Annotated in this window: 12 protein-coding genes and 1 pseudogene; 4 read left to right on the top strand and 9 right to left on the bottom strand. The window is 58.5% G+C overall.

Going from position 1 to position 21,216, the window contains the following annotated elements:
- Positions 1–40: 40 nt before the first annotated feature.
- Together AC1Q6V_RS33585 and AC1Q6V_RS33580 are read right to left on the bottom strand one after the other, a co-directional pair.
- Complete coding sequence (locus tag AC1Q6V_RS33585; RefSeq protein WP_492344772.1) at positions 41–1,618, bottom strand: hypothetical protein; 1,578 nt, start codon at positions 1,616–1,618, stop codon at positions 41–43.
- Between the two features lie 7 nt (positions 1,619–1,625).
- Entirely contained in the window at positions 1,626–2,765 is a 1,140-nt protein-coding gene (locus tag AC1Q6V_RS33580) for a hypothetical protein (RefSeq protein WP_041688671.1), read from the bottom strand.
- A 161-nt stretch (positions 2,766–2,926) separates the two neighbouring features.
- Here AC1Q6V_RS33580 and AC1Q6V_RS33575 point away from each other — a divergent pair.
- Both AC1Q6V_RS33575 and AC1Q6V_RS33570 read left to right on the top strand, forming a co-directional pair.
- Positions 2,927–3,214: pseudogene (locus tag AC1Q6V_RS33575) on the top strand (DNA-binding protein); the annotation flags it as partial.
- Between the two features lie 258 nt (positions 3,215–3,472).
- The gene (locus tag AC1Q6V_RS33570) at positions 3,473–4,927 is read left to right on the top strand and encodes an AbiJ-related protein (RefSeq protein WP_011154078.1); all 1,455 of its coding nucleotides are present in this window, start codon (positions 3,473–3,475) and stop codon (positions 4,925–4,927) included.
- A 348-nt stretch (positions 4,928–5,275) separates the two neighbouring features.
- Here AC1Q6V_RS33570 and avs1c read toward each other — a convergent pair whose 3' ends face one another.
- From avs1c to AC1Q6V_RS33540, 6 genes are all read right to left on the bottom strand, one after another.
- On the bottom strand, positions 5,276–5,560 hold the full coding sequence (gene avs1c, locus AC1Q6V_RS33565) for an AVAST type 1 anti-phage system protein Avs1c (RefSeq protein WP_051398625.1): 285 nt from the start codon (positions 5,558–5,560) through the stop codon (positions 5,276–5,278).
- 6 nt (positions 5,561–5,566) lie between these two features.
- The gene (avs1b, locus tag AC1Q6V_RS33560) at positions 5,567–11,383 is read right to left on the bottom strand and encodes an AVAST type 1 anti-phage system protease Avs1b (protein ID WP_011154079.1); all 5,817 of its coding nucleotides are present in this window, start codon (positions 11,381–11,383) and stop codon (positions 5,567–5,569) included.
- Between the two features lie 11 nt (positions 11,384–11,394).
- Positions 11,395–12,567 (bottom strand): AVAST type 1 anti-phage system MBL fold metallo-hydrolase Avs1a, encoded by a 1,173-nt coding sequence (gene avs1a, locus AC1Q6V_RS33555; RefSeq protein ID WP_041688675.1) that lies wholly within the window; start codon positions 12,565–12,567, stop codon positions 11,395–11,397.
- Between the two features lie 139 nt (positions 12,568–12,706).
- Positions 12,707–13,009, bottom strand: coding sequence for a hypothetical protein (locus AC1Q6V_RS33550; protein WP_041688677.1), 303 nt, complete (start codon positions 13,007–13,009; stop codon positions 12,707–12,709).
- A gap of 231 nt (positions 13,010–13,240) precedes the next feature.
- A complete protein-coding gene (locus AC1Q6V_RS33545) occupies positions 13,241–15,142 on the bottom strand; it encodes a UvrD-helicase domain-containing protein (protein ID WP_011154082.1) in 1,902 nt (633 codons plus the stop codon).
- Positions 15,143–15,144: 2 nt separating this feature from the next.
- Positions 15,145–17,115 carry an ATP-dependent nuclease gene (locus AC1Q6V_RS33540; protein WP_011154083.1) on the bottom strand — a complete coding sequence of 657 codons (1,971 nt, stop codon included), beginning with the start codon at positions 17,113–17,115 and terminating at the stop codon, positions 15,145–15,147.
- A 519-nt stretch (positions 17,116–17,634) separates the two neighbouring features.
- On the opposite strand from AC1Q6V_RS33540, the gene AC1Q6V_RS33535 reads away from it, so the two are divergent.
- Complete coding sequence (locus AC1Q6V_RS33535; protein WP_136227935.1) at positions 17,635–18,780, top strand: hypothetical protein; 1,146 nt, start codon at positions 17,635–17,637, stop codon at positions 18,778–18,780.
- Positions 18,781–19,300: 520 nt separating this feature from the next.
- Here AC1Q6V_RS33535 and AC1Q6V_RS33530 read toward each other — a convergent pair.
- Positions 19,301–19,876, bottom strand: a complete 576-nt coding sequence (locus AC1Q6V_RS33530; protein WP_011154084.1) for a DUF1294 domain-containing protein — start codon at positions 19,874–19,876, stop codon at positions 19,301–19,303.
- Between the two features lie 271 nt (positions 19,877–20,147).
- On the opposite strand from AC1Q6V_RS33530, the gene AC1Q6V_RS33525 reads away from it, so the two are divergent.
- The gene (locus AC1Q6V_RS33525) at positions 20,148–21,050 is read left to right on the top strand and encodes a restriction endonuclease (protein ID WP_328706772.1); all 903 of its coding nucleotides are present in this window, start codon (positions 20,148–20,150) and stop codon (positions 21,048–21,050) included.
- Positions 21,051–21,216 lie beyond the last annotated feature (166 nt).

Raw genomic sequence — 21,216 nt, 5'->3', positions numbered from 1 at the left:
CACTACAGGGTGGAGCAAGCTTGGCAGGTTCGGCTATGCCTTAGCGTGCTTTATTTTCCGTTTTCTGAGACGACCCCAGCCTGGGCGCCACGAAGAGGTCGTTCGATCCCCGTATGGCTTTGACATATGCCTGCAATCTTTCGGAGCCGTAGGCGACGTCATCGATTATCAATATCGATTCAGACTGCGAGATTGCTTCCGCGAGAGTGCGATCTAGGTCGACCGCAAGATTGATGCGCAATGATTCATGCGACTCTACGCGAATCTGTAGTTCGCGCTTGAGGAATCGGGCTATTGCAGCCGCGCCTCGATGAACAGGGGTGATGATGAGGTCGGGAACTGGGTCCATACCCCGAATCTTGCCGAGGAGCTGTTCGCAAAATGCTGGGATTTCCAGCAGTTTCTCCACGTTGATGCTAAATGCACGATGCTTCCCGCTTCCCCAGCTCGTATCATTGACGTGCGTGCGCAAAACGCCATCGAAATGGCCGTAAGCTTCGATGAAGGTGCGCTGCGCTCTGAAGAGGAGGGGGGGCAATGCCCGGGTGTCGACATTTCTCGCCGCGAGGAAGTATCGAGCGCGATCAATGCGAAATACGGGACTGTTGCCTTGCTGACATGCCACGCAATGTTCAGATGACGTCGTGTGCCAGTAGTCATCGATTTGTAGTGCGCAAAATGCATGCGACGCTGGGTCTGGCGTGGTTGCGTAGAGCACTGACGTACCAACGGGCACATCAAGTGACCCCGCGACTCTCCGCAATGTCTTAGTGAGTGTGCCAGTGGACGACACGCTGACAATGAAGTGAATCCGGGAGTTTACCGCAATGCGTGGCTGCAGCCATTGACGAAGATCTGCCGATCTGTCTGGGTTCTCAGGATATGCGCGTACGCAATCATATGTCATCGCCAATTTGGGGAAGACATGACTCAAGCGAAGCGCAAGAGTAAGCGTACTGGGATTGTCGACCAGCACAACTAAGCCACAAGTCTGATTCGGATCAGCACCGATGGCGTGTTGTTCACAGATGTCTCGGGCGACCCAATATACGAGTTTATCCAGATCGTCAGTACTTGCTAAGCACTCGGCAAGTCGGAAGAAATGAGATGTGTGCGCGCCTGATGGCAACTCAAAATGGCCTCCGTCCACCGCCAGTACCGCACGATTTCGGTGAACATTTACGATGTCAGAGAGTTCCTGGCTGCGGATATCAGTAAGTTCCTCCGCCATCATCACAGCTAGGGCGGGACCACCGTCCCCGTCGGCGGTCACCATCAAGGGTGTCTTGAGCATGTCTTCAGGAGACGCATCCGAGACGATCTCGTTCAGCTGAGGCAAGCGGGGCAGGATCGCCAAGCGTCCACCTTTCAAGCGCTTCGCAACGTCTGCCAAAGCGTATCTTAGACGACCGGACGCTGTCTCTACCGTCTCGGCAATAACCGCTTGATTGAAAATCGCAGTGGCTGTCAACAAACTTCGGAATAGGGGCAAGGCAACACGAGCGACGTATGCTCCAGCCTCACTTGCATAATCATGCGTAGTGGAAGAGAGAGCAGCGTCGATATCGGCGATGGACTCTATGTCGCCGCGAATAAACGCCCAGCGGGTATCTGTCATTGCCGCCTTAGAGAGCCAGTACGCGCTGATCGACGTCTGTGAAGAGCACAGGCACAAACAGGTCTACGCATGTTCCTGCCGCGAACTGCTGAGGAAGCCTGGAGAGAACCGCGCCATCCATTGTCGGCATCTTGTCTTCTCCGAGGGAAAAGTCTTTGATAAGCCGATGGCCAGCGGAAGTAACTTGCAGGCGTGTCCGAAGACGAAATGCCGCGTCCACGACCTTAAGCAAGCCCATCCCTTTTTCGACGGAACTGACGCTCTTGCGGGTCTGCTTCAGCTGAAACGCCCTGCGCAACCGATCTTCGGGGTGTTCCTCAACGGACTCAGCAGGGAGGGTGTTCTGAATGCCTTCTCCCATGTCCATAACGGATATGCAAGCCAGCAGTCGGTCTTTGTCCGTCTTTTCCATTTCCGCAACGCGCAGCAGAAATTCGCGCATCTCCGCAGAAATATCTCGCCTGTCTAGCTGGGCGGCGTTGAAGACGATCTTGGTAATCGAGATGCCTCGTGTGCTATGCCTTGCTACGCGAGCGTCGTGTGGCCGTCCGTGCTGTAGCGTGTTCGCAAAGGTCTCATAGATGAAATCCGTCAGTGTTGGAAGAGTGCTTTGGCTAGCAATGCGCCCCAAGCCCATCCCTGACAAAATTCTGTGCAGACCAGAAGCGAACTGCGAGGGCAATGGTATCTCGGTGGCGTTGACATCCGAGTGGGTGTCAAATACGCGAGGAATCGAGCGTTTGGGATCAAACGCCAGGATGCCAACGCGGTCTCCGAGTCCAATTACGCCACGCTTTGCATCGTAGCAGCGGCCAGCAAACCGTCGAAGCTCCGTCGCACCACTCTCAGGGCCGTCACGGAACGCCGCGGTAGCACATGCCCGTAAGAGCGCATAGCCGAACATCGTGGACAGAAGCGTTCCACTGAAATCGTTGTTGTCCCGAGGGAAAGCGAATTCGCAATGGATGTGTAACGAAGAGCATCTCTTGATGGCAGCACTAAGGTACGCCAGGGCAAGCCCCTCTGCGCCAGCTTCGAACTCCGCGGATTTGCCAATAACAAGGCTAAGGGAGGCTTCGCCCGCGTCTGGCCATTGCAAAACATCTTCTGCGGCAATGCGATCAAGCAGCGTGACTTGGGTAGGCATGCAGTTGTTCCGAGGAGTTCAAAGCCAACAAATCCGTGGGTTCGGGATCTTAGCGCACTGTAGCCCGTTCAGCGAGCAGTGGAAGGTCGGGCAGACAAACTCGGGACGTACGATCCTTTTGAATCAAAGACTTGCAGCGAACGCCTAGTTTTAGCTTTCCCATGAAAAAGGTCATCAAAGCACATTTTAGGTGTCGATGGGAATTGTTGACCTGCTGTTCTCCGACCGCCAACAAGCTCTACAGCCTGGTGCGCAAGGGCAGCGTGGCACGCCAGCTGAGCCGCTGCAAGCGTACTCGCAGGAGCTGTGCGGGCGCACGCGCGTCACCATCGAGCATCCGGACCTCCCGGACGCTTTGAAACAGGTGGCCGCCCACGCCCATCAAGGCAATCTGACAGACGGCCACCGAAGCCGCCATCGGCGAGCTGGCCACGCTGCGTGCCGAGGCCGCCATGTGGTCAGTGCCGCCAAGGGCCGGCGAACGAATTGCTGATAAGTCTTTGAATCTTCGGAGAATGATGTGGGCTTAACTTGTGATGGCGGTCTCTCAGGTGACTCCCACTCGCTCCACAAGCTGCTTGCCCCCCCACGATTGTGCTATCTGGCCTGGCCCGCTCTGGGTGAGCGCTGGCGTGGCTGGCGGCTTCAAAACCAGATTCGCTTTGAATGCTGTCAAAATACGGACAACGAAACGCCGTGGAGCAGCAATGCAGGGTTTACCGGTCTCGCCCTCGCTCATTCCTCTCGACACCCTGAGGGAACAGATCGCACGGGCCGTTGCCACGGCCAAGGCCTACGACGTTCCCGATGTCTGTGTCGGCCTGAGGATTCAGCAGTCGGTGGACGAGGCCGATGCGCAGGAGGCTTTCGGCAGCAAACGGCTGTACGTCCGACGCAGGATCATCTCCTGGAGCGAGGCGGACCTTTTAGACTTGGCAACGCGGGTGCTACGCGATTACCCCTCGGAGGAACTTGCGGACATCGTGAGCGAGATGACCGTCCATGCAGAACAGCGCGTAAGTGCATTGGTCCGGCGTGACGTTCTCAAGGCTCTCAATCCCTTGGCCTCCCTGTTCGGCGACCTACCGCTGATTGATGGACTCAGAGTGGTGTTCGGTGCCTCGGTCATCCAGGACGATCCGACAGGGCTGACTGGTCTGCTTGGCCTTACCAGCCTGCATGGGCAGATTGTCCAGCACTGCTTACGCAACGATGACTGGTCCCATGAAGAGCTGCTGATTCAATGCGGCGCGATGACGTGCAGCCAGACCCGCTTCTTTTCGTTGCTGAACAAGCTTTTGCATCCCATGTCACGCCGTGACGGCGAGCAGGCGACACTAGCCACCGCGATCGACACGGCACTCAGGCGGGACGGCTTCGCGGTTAGGAAGACCAGCGTGGAGTCGGGGTACGCCGTCTATGGCGTGGTCCGCATGCAGGCAGGTGTCGTCGGAGCAATGAAGAACCTGATCTTCGCATCAATCGGTGAGAAGCCAGAATTGGTCTTTCGCGACGCAGTCAATAACGACGTCGAGATCATCAAGCATGCCGACAAAGTACTGGTCTTTGACCGCCCTTTACCCAATTCCGGACTGCTGCTCTGGAAGGACTTGCGCGACTGGTATGCCGAACTTCAGGGTATTAGCGACGTGGCCAGTGCGAAAGAGAATCTTTTCCGGCGGCTGCGCCAGGCTGTGCTCGGTGCCCGTTCGGCGGGTGAGTTTGCGGTATTTCAAGGCTACTACGAGCGCTACGGTGGTCCGCTTGGAGAGCGGTTGCCCGCGCTTGTCCCGCAGGTCTATCTGCACTACGACCCCTACACCCGTCGCCAACGCGGCGACGAACAGTTTTTAGCGCGCCAGCGTATGGATTTTCTGCTGATGCTGGATCACGGCGTGCGCATCGTGATCGAGATCGATGGCCGCCACCACTACGCAGTACCGGATCCTCTAGCGCCGGATCGGTTCATCGCAAACTCCCAGCGCTATGCCGAGATGGTGGCGGAAGATCGTCGGCTGCGGCTTATGGGGTACGAGGTCTACCGCTTCGGCGGTTACGAATTCTTGGACGTTGACCTGGAACAGCGCAGGGTTGGTCCACACGCTCAAAAATGCGTCGCGGACTTCTTTGACAGGCTTTTGGCCCGGCATTGTGTTAGGTGATTAGCATTGTGTGAGGCGACATACCATTTGAAGAGACCAACTACACAAGCGCTGGCAATGGCAGATCCCCGCATGATTTTTTAGTTCAGTGAGCGAGAGAACGGGCGACGTGCTAGGACCGGGTATGCGATATTGCCGACGGTGTGACGAGGTACCCCGCGGACGGTCCTGCTCGGAGTCTAACAGCCAGGCAAGAGGCGGGGAACCGTTTTTCGGCCGGCCTGCCGGCCGCACTCGGGTGGCGAATGTCGAAGCAGGGTCCCGATTGTGAAGGATCCTGCGCGGTAAACGTGGCGACAAGGGACGCCCGGTTTGCCGCCAAGGCTGAGCACTCTTTGACGAAGACCATTACGTCTCGTCGTCGAGGCCTTCGCGATCCTTCGAAAGCTCCCTCAGCTTCTTCCCCATATCGGTGGCTATCATCTGATAGGTCATATTCGCATTCAGGCGGACCAACTCGTCGACGCTAAGCATGTCGATTCGACCATTGGGCAGCAGTCGGACGTTCAACATACCCTCCATGCCATTGGGATGCATCTTGCCGGATTGAAGATGTTCGTGGACGAGATTGATTCGTTCCTCGAACTCTTCCCTCGTCGTGGGCCGCTGCATTGTCGTGAGTTTGGGCAACATGATCTATTACGCCTTATGAAGCACCGCTCGGACCTGTCCGTTGATCCTCAACATCCATTGCATGCGCCACCCCGCAGGTAGGGTTAACGCGTCGCGACGGATGGCGAGTATGGAAACCTCATGACGACGGCTGACTCCCCGAGTTCGGACAGTGCTACCGTCTCTCCAATGGTACCTGACCATAGCGGAAGGTGGAGCACGCAATAGATCCACGAATTGCGGGTTCGCTATGGCAGGTGTGAGAGCTCCAAAGTGTGCCAGTCCAGGTTTAACACGACCGCAGACTGTAAGCTGGTCGCTTGGCCCAGGTCGCGGAAGCTCCGTCGGTTTAAAGGTGCCTAACTGCCCGGAGTTAGGCTCCCGCTGTCCCGGCGGGAGCAGGTGCGATGTAAGGTCTACCTTAATCACCTGCCGCCTTCGCTCCAGATAGCACTGGACATCCAAGAAAACGAGATCGTCGCTTGAGGGTAGGAACCTTGTTTCGTTGCCTGACTCCATTGCGTCGATCAGCCCTGCGACGAGCCGCCTTCCGTCCGGTGGCTCGACCAACGACTCCGGGTTGTAAATGCGCAGAGCAGCTTCAATCTTGGCGAGCTGCTCAATCGACGCTGGCGCGAAGAGTGCAACATTGAGTGCAAACCGAACTCTTGCTGCCCATCGGTCCGGGACGACGCCTGCCCACTCTCCATGCCTTCTAGCAGCCAGGCTGTCGAGTTGTTGCACATCGGATAAGGCGTATGGTCCGCACGAGTCCTGAAGGATCGACGCAGCTCGCTGTAGAGCCGCATCGTTCAAGATGCCCAAGCGCGTAAGCTCCCTCCAAGATGCAGTTAGGCTGGGAGGCACGTGGTCTGCATGCAGGCGGCTCTTCGCCGGGTCTTCTGGGCTTGGATGCGCGATTGGCTTGGCGCGTAGAACTTTGACCGCATCTGCCGCTGAAGCAACGCCCTTATTGCTCGCGCGGTCGGCTATTCGCAGGAGCGTCGCAAACCGTCCTGCATGTGTGCATGCCCGCACCACTTCGTTGACATCGACGAAGCGCACGACACGTTCCCAAAGGCTTGCTGGAGTCTCGCGGGACAAGATGTCCAGCGCCCCTGCAGCAACGTCAGCGCGGCTGCCACTATCCATCGAAAACGCCAGCCGGGCCAGCCTCGCCATCAAAGCATCGTCAGAGCGCAGCAACCAGAGCACCATTGCTGCAGCTGTATCGCGCCGCTCCCAGCTCGGGTGATCAAGTGCCCAAAGCAAGAGCTCAAGGAGGGCATCGGATGCACTGACGGGCTTTGTTGCTCCGATGTATGAGAAGGCTTCGGACGGAGCGCTCCCCACCATCTCGCGAACATGCTCAGTCGCGACCGACAGTAGCTGGGTCCGCTGACTTGCATCTAGCTTGGGGCCAATCAAATTGATGAGGTGATACGCGGCTGTCCAGCGCTGCACGTGCTGCTCATTGAGAGCCAGTGGGCCGTACAGTCGCGCTAGCTCATCAGCCGACTGCACGTTCTCCCGGATGATCGTGTCAGCTAGGCTGCTGCCCGAGTGGCCCTTCTCCCATATCGACCACCCGCCGCCTTGTAATGCCCTGAGAGCGAAGACAGCTCGCTCAACGGCAGCTGATGTGTTTCGGCGCTTGATGTGTTTCCTCGCTTCCTCCAGCGCTAGGTCAGCATCCCTGACGGAAGTTCTGCTTCCAAAGGTGCCAGGCATGAACAGCCGGTCCTCGCCGCCGTCCTCCTCATCAGTCTCGGCAGCTTCTGCGGCATTTGGGACGTCGGGATTCGGCGGGCCGCCTGCAACCACTTCACTGCGAACACCGAATCTCGCAGTTAACTGGTCAAACTGATTCGGGCTGAAAGACTCTCGAAACTGCTGAAGCATCTCCGAGAACGCCTCGCAAAGGAAGGCCGGCAGCGCCCCCGTCAAGCTATGCATGAGCATCCAAGCGCGCTCGGCATTCATCGTGTGCGCGATTCTGCCAATTCGCTTGACTGCCCAAGCCAGGTCCGCCGCGCTGTGTGATATTTCCTGGATGATGGTCGCGTAGGCTGGCCCCCAATCTCTCAGGTACCGCTCGTCTCCGTGCTGGTAGACCTCTAGGAGCGCCCAGCGCACTCTCCAGTCCGCGTGGATTCCAGCGTGTTCAAGGAGCTGCATCAATGCCGCTTGTTCCTCCAGCGCGCCGCCTGGGTAACGCATGCCAACGAGAGGAGCTACGCGGTCAAGACCACCGTCCGATGCTTGTTCGCACATCTCCTTGATGCTGCCATGAGCCTGATGCTGAAAGTAGCGAACGGCGTCTGCATACATGCCACGTCGACTCAGTTCCCCGATGAACGTCCCCTTGTCTGAGCGGACGTATCGCTGAAACGTCATCTCTCCGCTGGCGTGTTCCAGGTACGCGGCAATCTGGGCTAAAGCCGCGGGGGCAATCTCAGCGTCTGCTGGGAGTGCTTCAAGCACTCTCGACATTACGGCGAATTGGTCCTCCTTGTACCAACTCGGGCCCATCGAAGCGGCGAGGACGGAGTGATAGGTACGGAGAGCTTCCTCTGCGGACTCCATCCGAGCGAACAGTGGGACCATCGAGAGCAGTTCAGGTACGAGCTCGTGCCTGTTCTGCACGTTGTCTCTGACGTAGTCCCGCCAACGCAGCAAGAGCGCGAACGCTTTATCGGCGGTATCGCCTGAAATGCCTGCATTGACGAGCGTTCCGATCACCGCTGCCAAGGCGCGACGAAAGCCTTCATTGTACAGGCCGAGTTGTCCGTCAAATGACTCCTGAATAACCTCGAGAAGCTCGGCAGCCTCGTCGGGAAGACAGTCCAGATAGAGGTCTGCAAGGTGGCCGTATAGGAGCGGCAGAATGTTCTCAGGGATGAAGTAGGCCCCGGCCCAAAGCATGCGCGACGCGAGTTCGAGCCTGAAGAATGGGAGAACCTCATCGTTGAGGTACTTCTTTGCAGAGGCGAGGGCGGCCGGGTCACTGGTTGCGCGCGCATGGCGAACTTTTGCGTCTGCCCATGCAACGGCTTGAGCCAGGGTCTCTAGCCATTCCTCCCAGTTGCCGTGCTCCAGCGCCTCGGGCATGGGTCTGGTCTGGTTACGGCCCAGAAAATTGGCGGCTCGAAGACGCGCGTAGGCCTCCACGAACGCCTTCTCGTCGGCGAGAGAGCGATTCTCTGTAAACAGAGGAAGGGTAGCGGCATCCCACACCACTCCGTTGGAGTAGGCCTCAACGAGGCCGGCGTCGGCTCCTGCTTCGATCAGCAAGTCAACGACGCCAAATGCCTTCTCGTCAACGGTTAGCGAGTCGTCAATCTTGCTGCCAATGTCCGCGAGCAGCATCTCCACCTTGTCCCTCGGAAGGCGGGTGCCGTAGTTGCGAGCGTGGATGCGAGCATAGGCAAGCACCGAGATTAGCGAGAGCGCTTGATCCTTGTTGGGCGTATCTGTAGGGATAGGAAGCTGAGAGAGCGGCTTGTAGGAATGAGCCACGCAGAGGATGTTTCCGAGCATGTTGCCGATAACGTCGCTCAGCAGCTTCTGCCCGTGCTCCTGCGAGATATTGTTTTGGGGTGCTTTGACGAGCCGAATGACGTATTTCAGGAAGTCGAATGTGGACGGATCGGCTCCTGCATAGCTAGCCAAGCCATAGCCTTGGAGCTTGACTGCCGCTGCATTGAGATATTCGCCAACCTTTACGCCGTCGCGTGTAAGGATCGGTAGAAGCAGGCTGTCGACCTTTTGAAGGATCTCGAGGGCTTCGTTCTGATGCCCCGCCTCGATGAGGCTTCTTGCTATGGCGAAGGCGTCGCTCGGGTCTACGATGAGGTGCCCATAGCGAAGGATGTGCCGCATAGCCTGTTCTGTCTTGCCAAGCGCGATCAGGGCCTCAGCGGCAAGGCCAGCAGACTGAGCAAAGAGCGTGTCGTAACGGAATTTAAGCCGTTGCGAGAGAAGCAGGAGGCGAAAGATGTCAGTCGCGGTGCCTAGACGAGTGGCAGCCTCAAGCGAATCCTCGATGTCCCCCAGGAGAACGTCAGGCTCAGCCCCGAGAAGTACGGATTGGTCGACCCATTGCTGCTGGCACTCACCTATCGCTGCCAGCTGCTTTTGAGCGTCGGCACGGAGGCCATGGAACACACGGTTGAGCGTCCCGTAGTCGCCGCTACCAGGCTGAAGGCAGAACTCAGCAAGTCGCCCTTGAACCCATTCGCTCTGCGTCGATGTCTTGTGAACCACGAAGTCAGAGAACGACGAGTGATAGACCTCGGTCGTGTCCGGTGCCGACAGCAAGTGGCGGATGCGAGTGATGGTCGGAACGAACGCTGCAGACTCTGACGGGGTCAGCATGGCCATCAGGTCGGTCGTTGGGATCCCCCAGCGAAGGCGCGTGACGATGCTAAGCAGGTTGATCGCATCCGTTTCCGCAAGGAGCTGTGCCCAGATGCTCTCGTAGTAGTCTTCAATAGATCCACTAAACGGCGGCAGTGACTCGAGGTCGCCCTCGCTGGCGCCACCGTTAACGAGGTCGACAAGGTAGCGCAGGTACAGCGGATGGCCCTTTGCGCGCTCGCAAAGAGCAGAGACCAGTGTAGAAGTAACCTTCTCTGCATCAAGGGACGACGCGCAAAGCCGGTACTGAATGTCCTCGTCCAAGGTCGGCAGCGTCAAGCGCTCAGCCCCATAGAGGAGAGGGCTGAGCTTGCCGGCGATGGCGTCCAGACCTGCTCCCACTACCACAACTTGTACTCCTGGCGGAATGCTTGGAGGCAAGAGTCCGACGAAGCGCTGCAAGGCGTCACCGCCGACGGCAGCAGCCTCGTTGATCCCGTCGATGAACAACACTCCTACTTTGCCGTCACTCGAGCAACGTTGCGCCAAGGCCTGAAAGGCCTGATGCGTCGTCTGAATGAGCTGTGCATATGTGAGCTGCATCAGCCGAGCTGGCTTGCCGGTAGCCCGCGTCGATAGCAACGAGGTCAACCAGTCGACGAAGACTTCCGGTTGCACCTGGAGAGCCGGAGTAGAGCCGCGACTGCACTCGGAAAAGGCATAGACACCCAGGACTTCTACATTGGCCGATTCCGGCTTGAAGCCTCGGCAATATGTCGACTTGCCGATGCCGTGAGCACCATCAAGGAACAGGTATCCTCCGCCGGCCTTGACCACTGTCGACTCAAACAACTCATCAAACGCGGGCCGCGATGCGAACGGTGAGGCGTCGCCTTGAGACGCTTCGCCCTCCGGAAGAAGCCCGTTTGCGGCCAGGAACTCCCGAAGCGCCTCCGTGCTCACGGCGCCGAGGGCGTTGTCGACGCTGACGCGCAGCATCCCCTGGCAGCCGTCTGTAGTCATGAGCGCAGCGCCGGACATCCCGCGGTAGTCAGTCAACACCGTCTCCGGGCTAACCGAGAGGTCGAGATCTACACCGTTGGCCAGCTCGTTCAGGGCCTGCTGCACCGCTCCCTGCAGGACCTGGCCAATCTGCAGCTTGGAGACCGGATAGCCAAAGGAGAGCCATCGCTCGCCTGGCCGCGGAGCGCCGACGTTGAGTGCTACTGGCGCGAAGGCGGAGGGCTCTTGAAGCCTCAATATGCAAACGTCAAGGTCGGTATCAAACGCATCCAAGACCGCCTGCTGCTTCGACGCGGACTGCCCGACTCCAAAGCTGACCTCAAGGCTGACTCCTTGATCGGCTGCCTCGCCGAGACAGTGATAGGCCGTCAGGACATGGTCAGCAGATATCAGCCATCCTGTACCGGCTTCGCCAGCACCTAGAACCTGGCACGTCGCGAGCTTCACTTCCTCTTCAGTCATTGTTCTTCTCCCTAGACGTGGATCCAGCCGTCTTGAACGACGTCCACGTTGAACTTCGCCCCGGACCTTGACACGTGCGCCCTGAGGCGAGTGGATGCGGGGGTCTCGTAGTTGAAGTAGATCTTTCGCTCGAAGGTCGCGGGCCTGTCGACGATCTCGGCCAACACTTCATAGTCTGGGTGATGGTGGATTGATCCGTTGGTTGAAACCAAGAAAATGGGAGCGTCAATGAGCGACAGAAGATCCACGCTCGTGTTGTGGATGCTGCCGTGATGAGACACCTTGATGGCATCGAACAGCTGCGGACGGCCATCTCCATGGAGCCTCTTGAGCTCAACGACAACGTCCTCGGCCCAAGCATCGCCCAGAAACAGTAGCCTCTTGCCTTCACTCTCGATGAGGGTGGCAATCGAACTGCCATTGGTAGGGGAGATGTCGGGCACGTACACCTCATTGAGCCTCTTGGTGCTCCCAGCTGAAATGGTCTTGACCATCGCCGGTGCCGGCTGCCGGGTGTATGCGCAAACCATTTCGTAGGCGTCCTCAACCACAGGGTCGACCGCTGCTCCACCTTTGTAGGAGAGCCTGCGCATCTCCAGGATCCACCAAGTGCGCAATTCCTCCAGTCGGGCCACTGTTGGGCCTATCAAGCGGACCTGAACGCCATTCGGCAAGGTGTACGGGGGGCGCCCGCTCGTCATGTTCGTGGTGCCATCGCTCGCGTTCCATAGGTAGCCGTATTGCTTGAGGCGCTTCGCCAAGGAGCTTCCCTGCTTTGCGCTGATGGGATTTGCAGTCGGCCCAGATGCCGGTGGCAGAAGAAATCCTCGCCTCCGGATCGCCTCGAGTACCTGGCAGTCGGACGCGCTGTCTGGCGGGCCTGGTGGGGACGGAAGCGATCGAAGGCTGTTGTGCCAGACCTCTTTGACCTCAACAATGCTTCGCGCTCCTGGAGCGCCGTTCGAGGAGATGAACTCGAGAAGCCCTCCAATGTGGTCTCCATCAATATGGGTGCAGACGAGCAGATCCAGTTGGCCGCCCGCACGTGCCAACTGCCTCAAATCGGGTGCGATGTGGTCGTTGAAGGTGCTCGCAAAGCCCGCGTCGATGAGGACGTGGGAGCCTGAAGCATCGACAAGAAAGGCATCGCCGTTTCTAGCCGGGTACATTTTCAGTCTGAGCATGCACGCTATTCGCTATCTCCTGAACCCAGCCTTCTTCGCATTGGAAGCCTACCGTACGCGACCTTGCGAAATCTGCGTTCGACAAATCAGTCCGTGGCAAATAAAAGTCGGCCCGCGCTTGGCGGGTCAACTCGGATTCTTAGAAGGGATATTTTTCTTTGAGATCAGAATAGTTTGCAGCGATCCAGTTTATTACTTTGGAACGTCCTTGGATGTCGGAAGGCAGCTTTTCGTGGATCATCCATTCACAGATTTGACGCGTGCGGATGCTCAAATCGGCCTGATCTTTGCCTTTGAGAGAATTGAGCAACGTCAAGACTTCGTAGCCCTCTTTACGACTGAACCTATCTGCGTCCTCTTTGGTCTTCTTGGGATCGTCCCCAGTCACGGTGGTCCAGCTGTAGTCTTCGTAGTTGAGATCGCTTTTTTTGATTTCCGGCACTTTTCTCATCCTCCAGGTGAAGTCGAATATCGGTCAGGGGGGATCACGATACATATTTCAAGGGCTACTAAAAAAAATAATATGCCTTTCGTGGGACTTGCCGGATTCTCAACTGAGCACGCAAGGTAAGAGGGGAACCCGGTCATCAATATTCTCCTGGGATGCTGCGTCACGTCAGCAGTTTAACGGGACTCGCTGGATTTTCTTGACTCGACTCGAAGGTGTCCTGTTTTAAGCGACAGTGATGGTTTGGACGCCTGCCGTCGCCAGAAGGCCATACAGCGGTGCGATGTTGACTCGTGCACCACGCTGTGGCGTATAGGTAAAGATCACCCGTTGCTTCGCGCGTGTGAACGCCACGAAGAAACCTGCCGTCGCGTCGACGGTGTCCTGTACAAAGCTCCACCATGCCGAGTCGTCGAGGCCGATGAAGATCACGGTGTGGTACTCCAGCCCCTTGCTCTTGTGCAGCGTCATGAGCGGTAGGGCTTTTGTTCCTTCGTAGGCATCGAGTGTCGCAGCCCAGTCAGTTGCCTGGACGGCGCTCGACTGCAGATGCAAGGCCAGACTATTCTCGACTTCCGCGAGCCACCCCCCTTGTCCATAGGGCGTATGGGCCGCGATGAGGGCATCACGGCCCAGGAAAGCCTCCACCTCCTGGATGACAGCGCGGGCCATCGCCTCAGTCTCCGGCGGTTGGGGATGCTGCTGGATAAACCGACGCGCAAAGGCGTCTAGATCCTGAGCAAGGACGCGACGTGCACGGTCGTCGGTAGGCGCGATGCCCCGCAAGTTTGCTAATGCGTGCTGGGCTTCGATCCAGGTCAATCCGCCTCGAGGGGCGCAGGCCAAGCGAAGGATTAACAGCACTAGTTCCGACAGGGGTTCGGTGAGCAGCTCTTGCAGCATCTGGGCGCCAACATAGGCGGCTTCGTTGCGCAGGGGGATACCCGCGGTCGCAAAGGCGGGGGCTAGGACCCGGGCATAGTCTTCCGCCTTCTGCCGTACCAACAGCACGAAGTCGTTGGGCTGTAATTGATGCTCGCGCATCTGCGACGCGACGTACCGGGCAAGAGCCTGGGCTTCAGTGTTCACGCTGGAGAAGTCCCAGATGGCACAGCAAGCATCGGAAATACTGGCGGCGGCTTTTGACTGTGGGTGCGCGGCAGACGTGTCGAGCGCTTGCGCCAGTACGTGTTGGATGCGCACGAGCTCGGGCGAGGAGCGGTAGTTGCTGAGCAGAGGGATGCGTTGCGCGCCGAAAGTCTGTTCGAATGCGCCGAAAGGATCGTCCATCGCTAGTGCGAAGCGCATGATCTGCTGCTTGTTGTCACCCACAGCTGTCAGGATCGTTGGCATGCCCAGGAAGATTGTTTGGACTAGGTCGAACTGGGCCTCAGTCGTGTCCTGGAACTCATCCATGAACACATGAGAGTAGGTCAGCGCCAAGGCGTTACGTACGGACGCATTAACGCGGACCAGCAGTTCCGCCAGTCGGCTGAGCATGGGGAAGGTGAGGTGGCTGCGCGTGGCGCCTCGAAGCTGTTCGTCCCAGAACCGCTGTCCAGCCCAGAGGCCTGCATTTCCCGACGTCCAGCCGGCCTCTGGTAAGCGCTCAGCGAGCACATGACGGCGCTCGAAGTAATTGACCGAGAGTCCTTGCACGGCCGCTTGCCCGAAGGGGTTGTCCAGAGCAAGGGACGCACGCTGCAGGAAGTCGGCCCAATGCGCCCGCTTGGGGAACAAAATGCCATAGTCAGCCGTAGGCCGCCAACGGTTTGGCAGTGCCTGTCCGAACCGATCCACGAGGCTCTTGGCGAACGCATCGAAGGTCAGCGAGTCGAAGCGGCTCGCATGGTCGGGGTGGCAACGCTGACGCACACGGCGCGCGAGGTTTCGTGCGGCATCGCGCTTGAAGCTGATGGCTAGAATACGCTGCGGAGCAGGGGACGCGCCTGTTTGTAGGAGGAACGCAGCGCGTTGCGCGAGCAGTTCAGTCTTGCCGGCGCCGGGTCCGGCAAGCACCGAGCGGTGCTCGGCCGACCGAACGACGGTCAATGCATTCGGCTCCAGGCTGTGCACGCCGACCGGCTGCCAGTCGCCGGGGGGAACGCGTCTTGGCGGCAACGACATTGTCACAACCTTGATACCTGAGCAGAGATATGCAGCAGCACACGCTGGAGAGGCGCAGGCATGCCGGCTTTTAATGCGGGCAAGTCAATGTGCGTGAGTGCGCGCAGGTGTGTGGCAGGCTTGCTGTGCGTGAGGAAGTGGTAGCGGTATGCAGCCATGTGGTCACGGAACATCTGCGCGTTGCCGGTGTAACTGATCAGCCCGGGACCTGCCGTTCCAAGCACTACCTCGGCAGCGCTTTCGTTAGTCATACGCGGCCCAGCTCCGTCGATCGTGGCTGCGTATGCAGCGGGGAAGGCGGCCAGCATCGCCAGGTCAAGGTCAAGTGGCCAAGAGAAGAACACCGAGGAAGAGCGCTCTAGGTAGCTCAACCACCCCTCGAGATTGGCTGCGTCAAATGTCTCCATTTCTGCAAGCCGCTTATCGCTGAGATGCGTCCCATCGGAGAGTTCCAGAATTTTTTCGCGAGGAACGCCAAGTGCGAGCATTTGCTGCAAGGCATTCTTGAGTCGGCCATAGCCACCACCGTCGCGACCCAGATCTAGGTCGAGCAGGGTCGCGTAAGGAATGCCCAGGCCATGGAGCAGCCGCCAGAAATGATTAACGTGGCGGCCTCCGAGAGGCACGATCGCAACGAACGACGGGTCGACGAGCAGGTTGAGCGCCTCCGCCAGCCGCGGCAGCACGATACGCTCTGAATCGCCCTCAACCAACAGCACAAAACGCGCAAAGTACAGTTCGGGGAATGCAAGGAAGGCGTTGCGCACGAACTTGATGGCCTCGACGTCGCTGGTCGGCATCGGGATGGGCAGCACCGTTGACACGCCAGTCGCTTGGTTGCGCCGGCAGTAGCGCACGTCGTCGGGCGGGACGCGCCCCAGCACCGAGGGGGAATGGCTGGACACGATGGCCTGGCCGGCGCCTGTCTCGACGAGCGTGCGGATCTGCTGCAGGATACGCGAGAGGTAGTAGGGCGCCAGGTGGTTCTCGGGCTCCTCGACCGCGAACAAGGTGAGGGCTGGTACGTTGAGTTCCTCGGTCCTGAATCCCTGGATGCGGCCCGCCACTGCAGCCCGCTCCACGTCGAAGACCGCGGCTGCCAGCGCGAAGTAGAAGAGTGACTGCTGGCCGTCGCTCAGCGCGTCGAGTCCACGGTCTTCTCCGGCCGGTCCGCGCTTGAACATCACGCCGATGCGTGCGACGACTTCCTCGAACCGCCGGCTCATCAGGCTCAGTTCGGGGTTGCAGTCGATGTCACCGTCGTGCAATTTCTCCCACCGCTTGGATAGCGACTCGCTGATGGCCTGAATGGCGTTCTCGCTTCCAAAGGCATTCAGCAACTGCTCTGTAGCCGCGTGGACGGTCGCCTGAGTGCCCGCCGACCATTCGATGGCCCTGAGCAGGCGAGCTGCCAACGCCCCCGTCGTGGCTCGGATCTGAGTGCCAGCGTCGCGGCTGGCCGGTGTGTAGAAGAGCTGGATCAGACCGCGATCTCCCGGGGCTACCGGGGAGGCTTGATCGTCACGTACGACGTCATCAGCTGTGTTAATCCAGTTCAGGTCCTGACTGACGGCGCCTTCCGCAGTGCCATCGTCGTCCCAGCGTGCGCGAAGCCGCAGGCGGCATAGAGGCGTGCCGCCGGGGCGCTCGATGCGGACATGGCGAAACACCGGTGCGACCGTGGCAGCGGTCGCGCTGCCGTCCACCAGTTCCGGCAGGCTCAGGCGTACATCGATTGTCAGCGTCCGCGATTTGAGGCGTTCGGTCTCGGTCGGTGTGACATGAAAATCGGAGGGGACGATCGTGCGCTGAGCGCGCGTCACCCCGAAAAGTCGCATCAGAGCCTGCAGCACCGCTGTCTTACCTGATGCATTCGGCCCCACGATCGCGGTGAGTCCCTGGCTGAAGGGGATGGCTGTCGGGTTAGGGCCGAAGCAGCGGAAACCGGCTATCGTGACGCTTTCAATATGCATGAAACGGTGCTCTTCCTGGCTGTTTGCAATTTATCAGATACGTATTGTGGCAAATTCACGCTGTATATTGGTGCATTTTTTTGTTATGGCATCAAGTCGTGGCGGTGCTGAGAGGCTTGCGGGTAGCTAGCAAGCCCCCTCTTTCGTAGGGATTAAGGCTTGCCGGGCAGATGCCGATTCAGAACCAAATCCTCGGTGCAGTTATACGCGCCTGAGCCTCCATTCTTTTACTCGACAGTGCCTATAGGGACCCCCAGTGTATCTAGCTCAAGCGGTTGCGTGAAGGCGCCTTCTCAGTTGCTCGCTGAGCCCCACTCCGACGCCATTCCCGTCCCTACCGGTGACGAGGAGCATTCGACAGTCGTCGCCAGAGCCGCCCCGTTAGCAAGCATTTCTGGTGCTTTTCTAGCGAAATTACGCGGGCTTGTCACGATACCCTTGTTTGCCAGCAATTCAATGACACTTAATCCCAAGCCGACGGAAAGCCAGACATCTCACTTCGAAAGGATCCTGCGAGGGATGAGCTTCATCAAGGATTTGCTAGAGATCATACTGAAGGTCTCGCCGCTCGCATTAGTAGCGCCTGCGATGACTGTTTGGCTCTATCTTCGAAAGCTTGGTTGGTCGGAACTCTTCGGTGAGTCAGTTGGGTCACTGCCGGGCCTGCTGGCACTGCTCGTCGGGTCGATATTAATCTTGATTGTATTCCTCCTCCAGGTTGTCCTGCCCTCAATCTTTTTCGGGGCAGCGGCGGAGGTGCTGGACGATGAGAGACCAAATCCTCGTCTTGCGTCGGCCCGGGCGCAACAGCTTCATTTCGTGCCCGTGCTGATGTGGCAACTTTGTTTCAGTGTCTCCGTAGCATATTTTCCGGACGCGATCACGTCCCCGTTACAGCTCGCCACTGCCGTTTCGGCGGTAACCGCAGCGGCAATGGCCGCCAAATTCCGTGAGGACCTTCTACCCGCGTCGACGAAGCAGCGTATTACCGTAATGCGACAGGGAGGGAACACGGCGTACTATTTGGGCTACTGTGCTCTGCTCATGGGCGTCGGTATTGCCTTTCCCATCGTAATCTCTGTTGCTTCGGCTGCTTCGCTGCTATCGCTGTGGTGGTTGACAAAAGATCTGAATATCACCTCTCCTGCGGCCTTTGTGGTTCTATGCTGCGGGGCAGGAGCCATTAGCGTGGTTCCTGGCTTGGCCTACCTCGGCGCCAAGGTTGAGAGACATCCTCCCCGTAAGCTTTGGTTGCTGACTGCATTGGCTGGCGGCGGTGTTCTGTATGCAGCGATCGCAACAGCCATGTTCTTTGCGCCAATTTCCAGGCAATCCTTTGAACTTGCCGGCGTCAGCGATACGCAGCCACACGTTTATCTACTGCAGAATGAGTCGATCCTGCCATCTATAAGAGCAGTTGGGATTCCTACATCATCCACAAAAGAGTTCTTTCCCGATGGGAAGGAGGCCGTATTTGTTGGCGCCTATCTTCAGTTCAACTTTGGTGGCGTAAAGTTGCTGTGTCGGTCGCCGTACGACGCTGTCGATCCTGCTGTCTCTATAACAGCTGACGCGCAACGGGATCTCGGCTCGCGCTCGAACCTGGGCGGCGGATGTTTGCCCGTGAGGCCTGACGATGTGCGCGTTGTCCGGCCACATCGATAGTCTGCTCTTCGTCTACGGTGAGATCGCTATGTCCGTGAGATGCTCGTGGGCTTAGCTATATCCTGACCTGTGAGGAAGAGCACTGCGTCCGGGTGTCGTGCTATAGCATGAGCCCAGACCACGGATTGAAGGCATGGAACACATCGTAAACTGAAGACTAAGGGGAACTCAGCCAAGCACATCGGGAGCAGAGTCGTCGGTTTGCATAATTTTGTTCCCGCCCGTCGCCCGCCAGCTCGCCGTTTCCGAGGTGCCAGGAACAATTTTATGCAAAGAAATTTTGCAGAACATTGTTCCTCCGGCCGACGTTTTGCGTAATTTTGTTCGTTTCCCGGGAGATCGGTCAGTCGCTGCCCAGCCCGCTGCAGCCAGGGCACGCAGGCGGAGGCTGCAAGACGGCCGCCGCGCGCCAAGCCACCTTCCGCGGCGCTCCCGTCTGGCCCAGAGGGCCAGGAACAAAATTCTGCAACATTCGGGAACAAGATTCTGCAAACGGACGGCCGCGGCCTTCAGCTTTCCCTCAGGCCGCAATGACGTATTGCCAAAGCGCCATTGCGCCAACGTTCACGGCGACAGTGCCCCAGAACGAAACTTGGAACTCCCGTTTCCGGTTCTTGTGTCGAAGCAGGTGCTGGGCCGCAAGCGCGCCCGGCCAACCGCCGCAGAGCGCCAGTAGGTGCAGGGTGGTCTCAGGCGTGCGCCACGTGTTTCGGCTGGCCCGCGTCTTGTCGTCTGCGTAAGCGGAGAACGTAATGATGCTGGCCAGGAGGCTGACAATGCCGGCCTGTCGAGGGAAATAACCAACCAGGGCGCCGCCGACGATGAACCCCAAGGCCGCCAGACCTGCGAGCACCGGCAAAGGGCTCGCGTCTGACCGCGACTTCGGTGCACCGACGATTGCAACGTTCAGGGCTTGAATCCGGCCGTCCTTCCCTTTGCCAAGCTCGAAGCTCACGCGGTCACCAGGTGTCGGCGTCACGGCGCGTGTTTGTAGCGCTGTGACGTGAAAGAAGACATCCTTCATGTCCGCGTAGACGTCGATAAAGCCAAAGCCCTTGTCTGCATGCCACGTCTTGACCTGACCTGCTTTTTTCATGGTTTTCGTCTGGTGTTGCGCGAAGGATCCAGTTTAAGGGATGCCGTCAAGCGAAACTATGGCCGAATCCGTGAGGTCACCAAGGTATATGCCGGCTGTCTCTCGGCTCTGCCACCCGTAGTCGGTGGGGTGTTGGCTTGCTGCAACCCGTCTTGCATATCAGATCGGGTAGATTTGCCGACGGCGGGATTCCGCGCCAATGAGATGAAGAACAACAACAGGTAGAGAAATGGGTCGCCGAAGGAAGGAGCCGTCGCTTAGCGAAATATTGATGGATGCGCCATGGTGGGTATCCGCAGCACTGGCCCTGGGTGCTTTCATTGTGTTTCGCGGGGTCGTGCCAGGGATATTCGCGTCGAGCCCATTGTTGACGGGCATTGCCGTGCTAAGCCAGTCATTAGCCTGGGTTCCCGCCGCCATGTTCGGCTTCCTGGGTGTGCTGTCATACATCCGTGCGCGGGGTAGGGCGGGGGCCAGGCAGCAAGAAATCCCGATGAGGGCTCGGCGCTCCCGCACGAGCCGGCCGTCGTCGGCCCCCGTGTCACCCCGGTATTCCGATGAATCCGCCGAGTCGAAGGAGGCCGTTAGCCCGCTGGCGAGGACAGCATCCGTACCTGAGAAGCCAGAGATCAATAGCTGGACGCTGGATGCCCTCAAGTTGTTAGAGTGGAAGCGATTTGAGCTGCTTTGTGTTGGGTACTACGAGGCGATGGGGTTCGTGGTCAAGACTGTGCCCCATGGTCCCGATGGCGGCATCGATGCAACCTTGTACAAGGCAGGCCTGGATGTTCCCGTGGCCGTGGTCCAATGCAAAGCATGGAGTAAGCCGGTGAAGGTGGAGCAGGTCCGCGCACTTGCCGGTGTCATGCACGAACACAAGGTGCGTAGGGGCGTTTTCTGGTCGTTGTCTGGCTATGTAGGGCGACCGGTAAAGGAGTCGGCAGAGCGAGCGGGCATTCAATTACTTGATGGTGCGGGCATCCTGGAACGGATCTGCGCGCTCGATCAGTACAAGCAAGCGACGTTGCTGAAGCAGGCGTTTCGCGGCGACTACCGGACGCCTACATGCGCGGCCTGCGGAATCAAGATGGTTGAGCGGCAAGGGTCAGCCGGCGCATTCTGGGGTTGCCAAAACTATCCCGGTTGCAAGGTCAGACTGTCCCGCAACGTCTAGTCTAGGAACCGGCTCGATCAATCATCGCCGCCGCGCTCTCAGTCAACAAGGTCACTCCCGGGGAAGGCTGGCTTTCCGGCAGGCTCGAGCGCCTATTTTCTGCCTTGCTACTGACACGGGTGCTTTTAGGTTGCGAAATATGTCTCATGAACGGTCTGCGGCATCG

The organism is Cupriavidus sp. GW823-FHT07B10, from assembly GCF_058794355.1.
The sequence above is the reverse complement of the archived record's forward strand: the minus strand, read 5'-3'. Positions and strand labels throughout refer to the sequence as shown.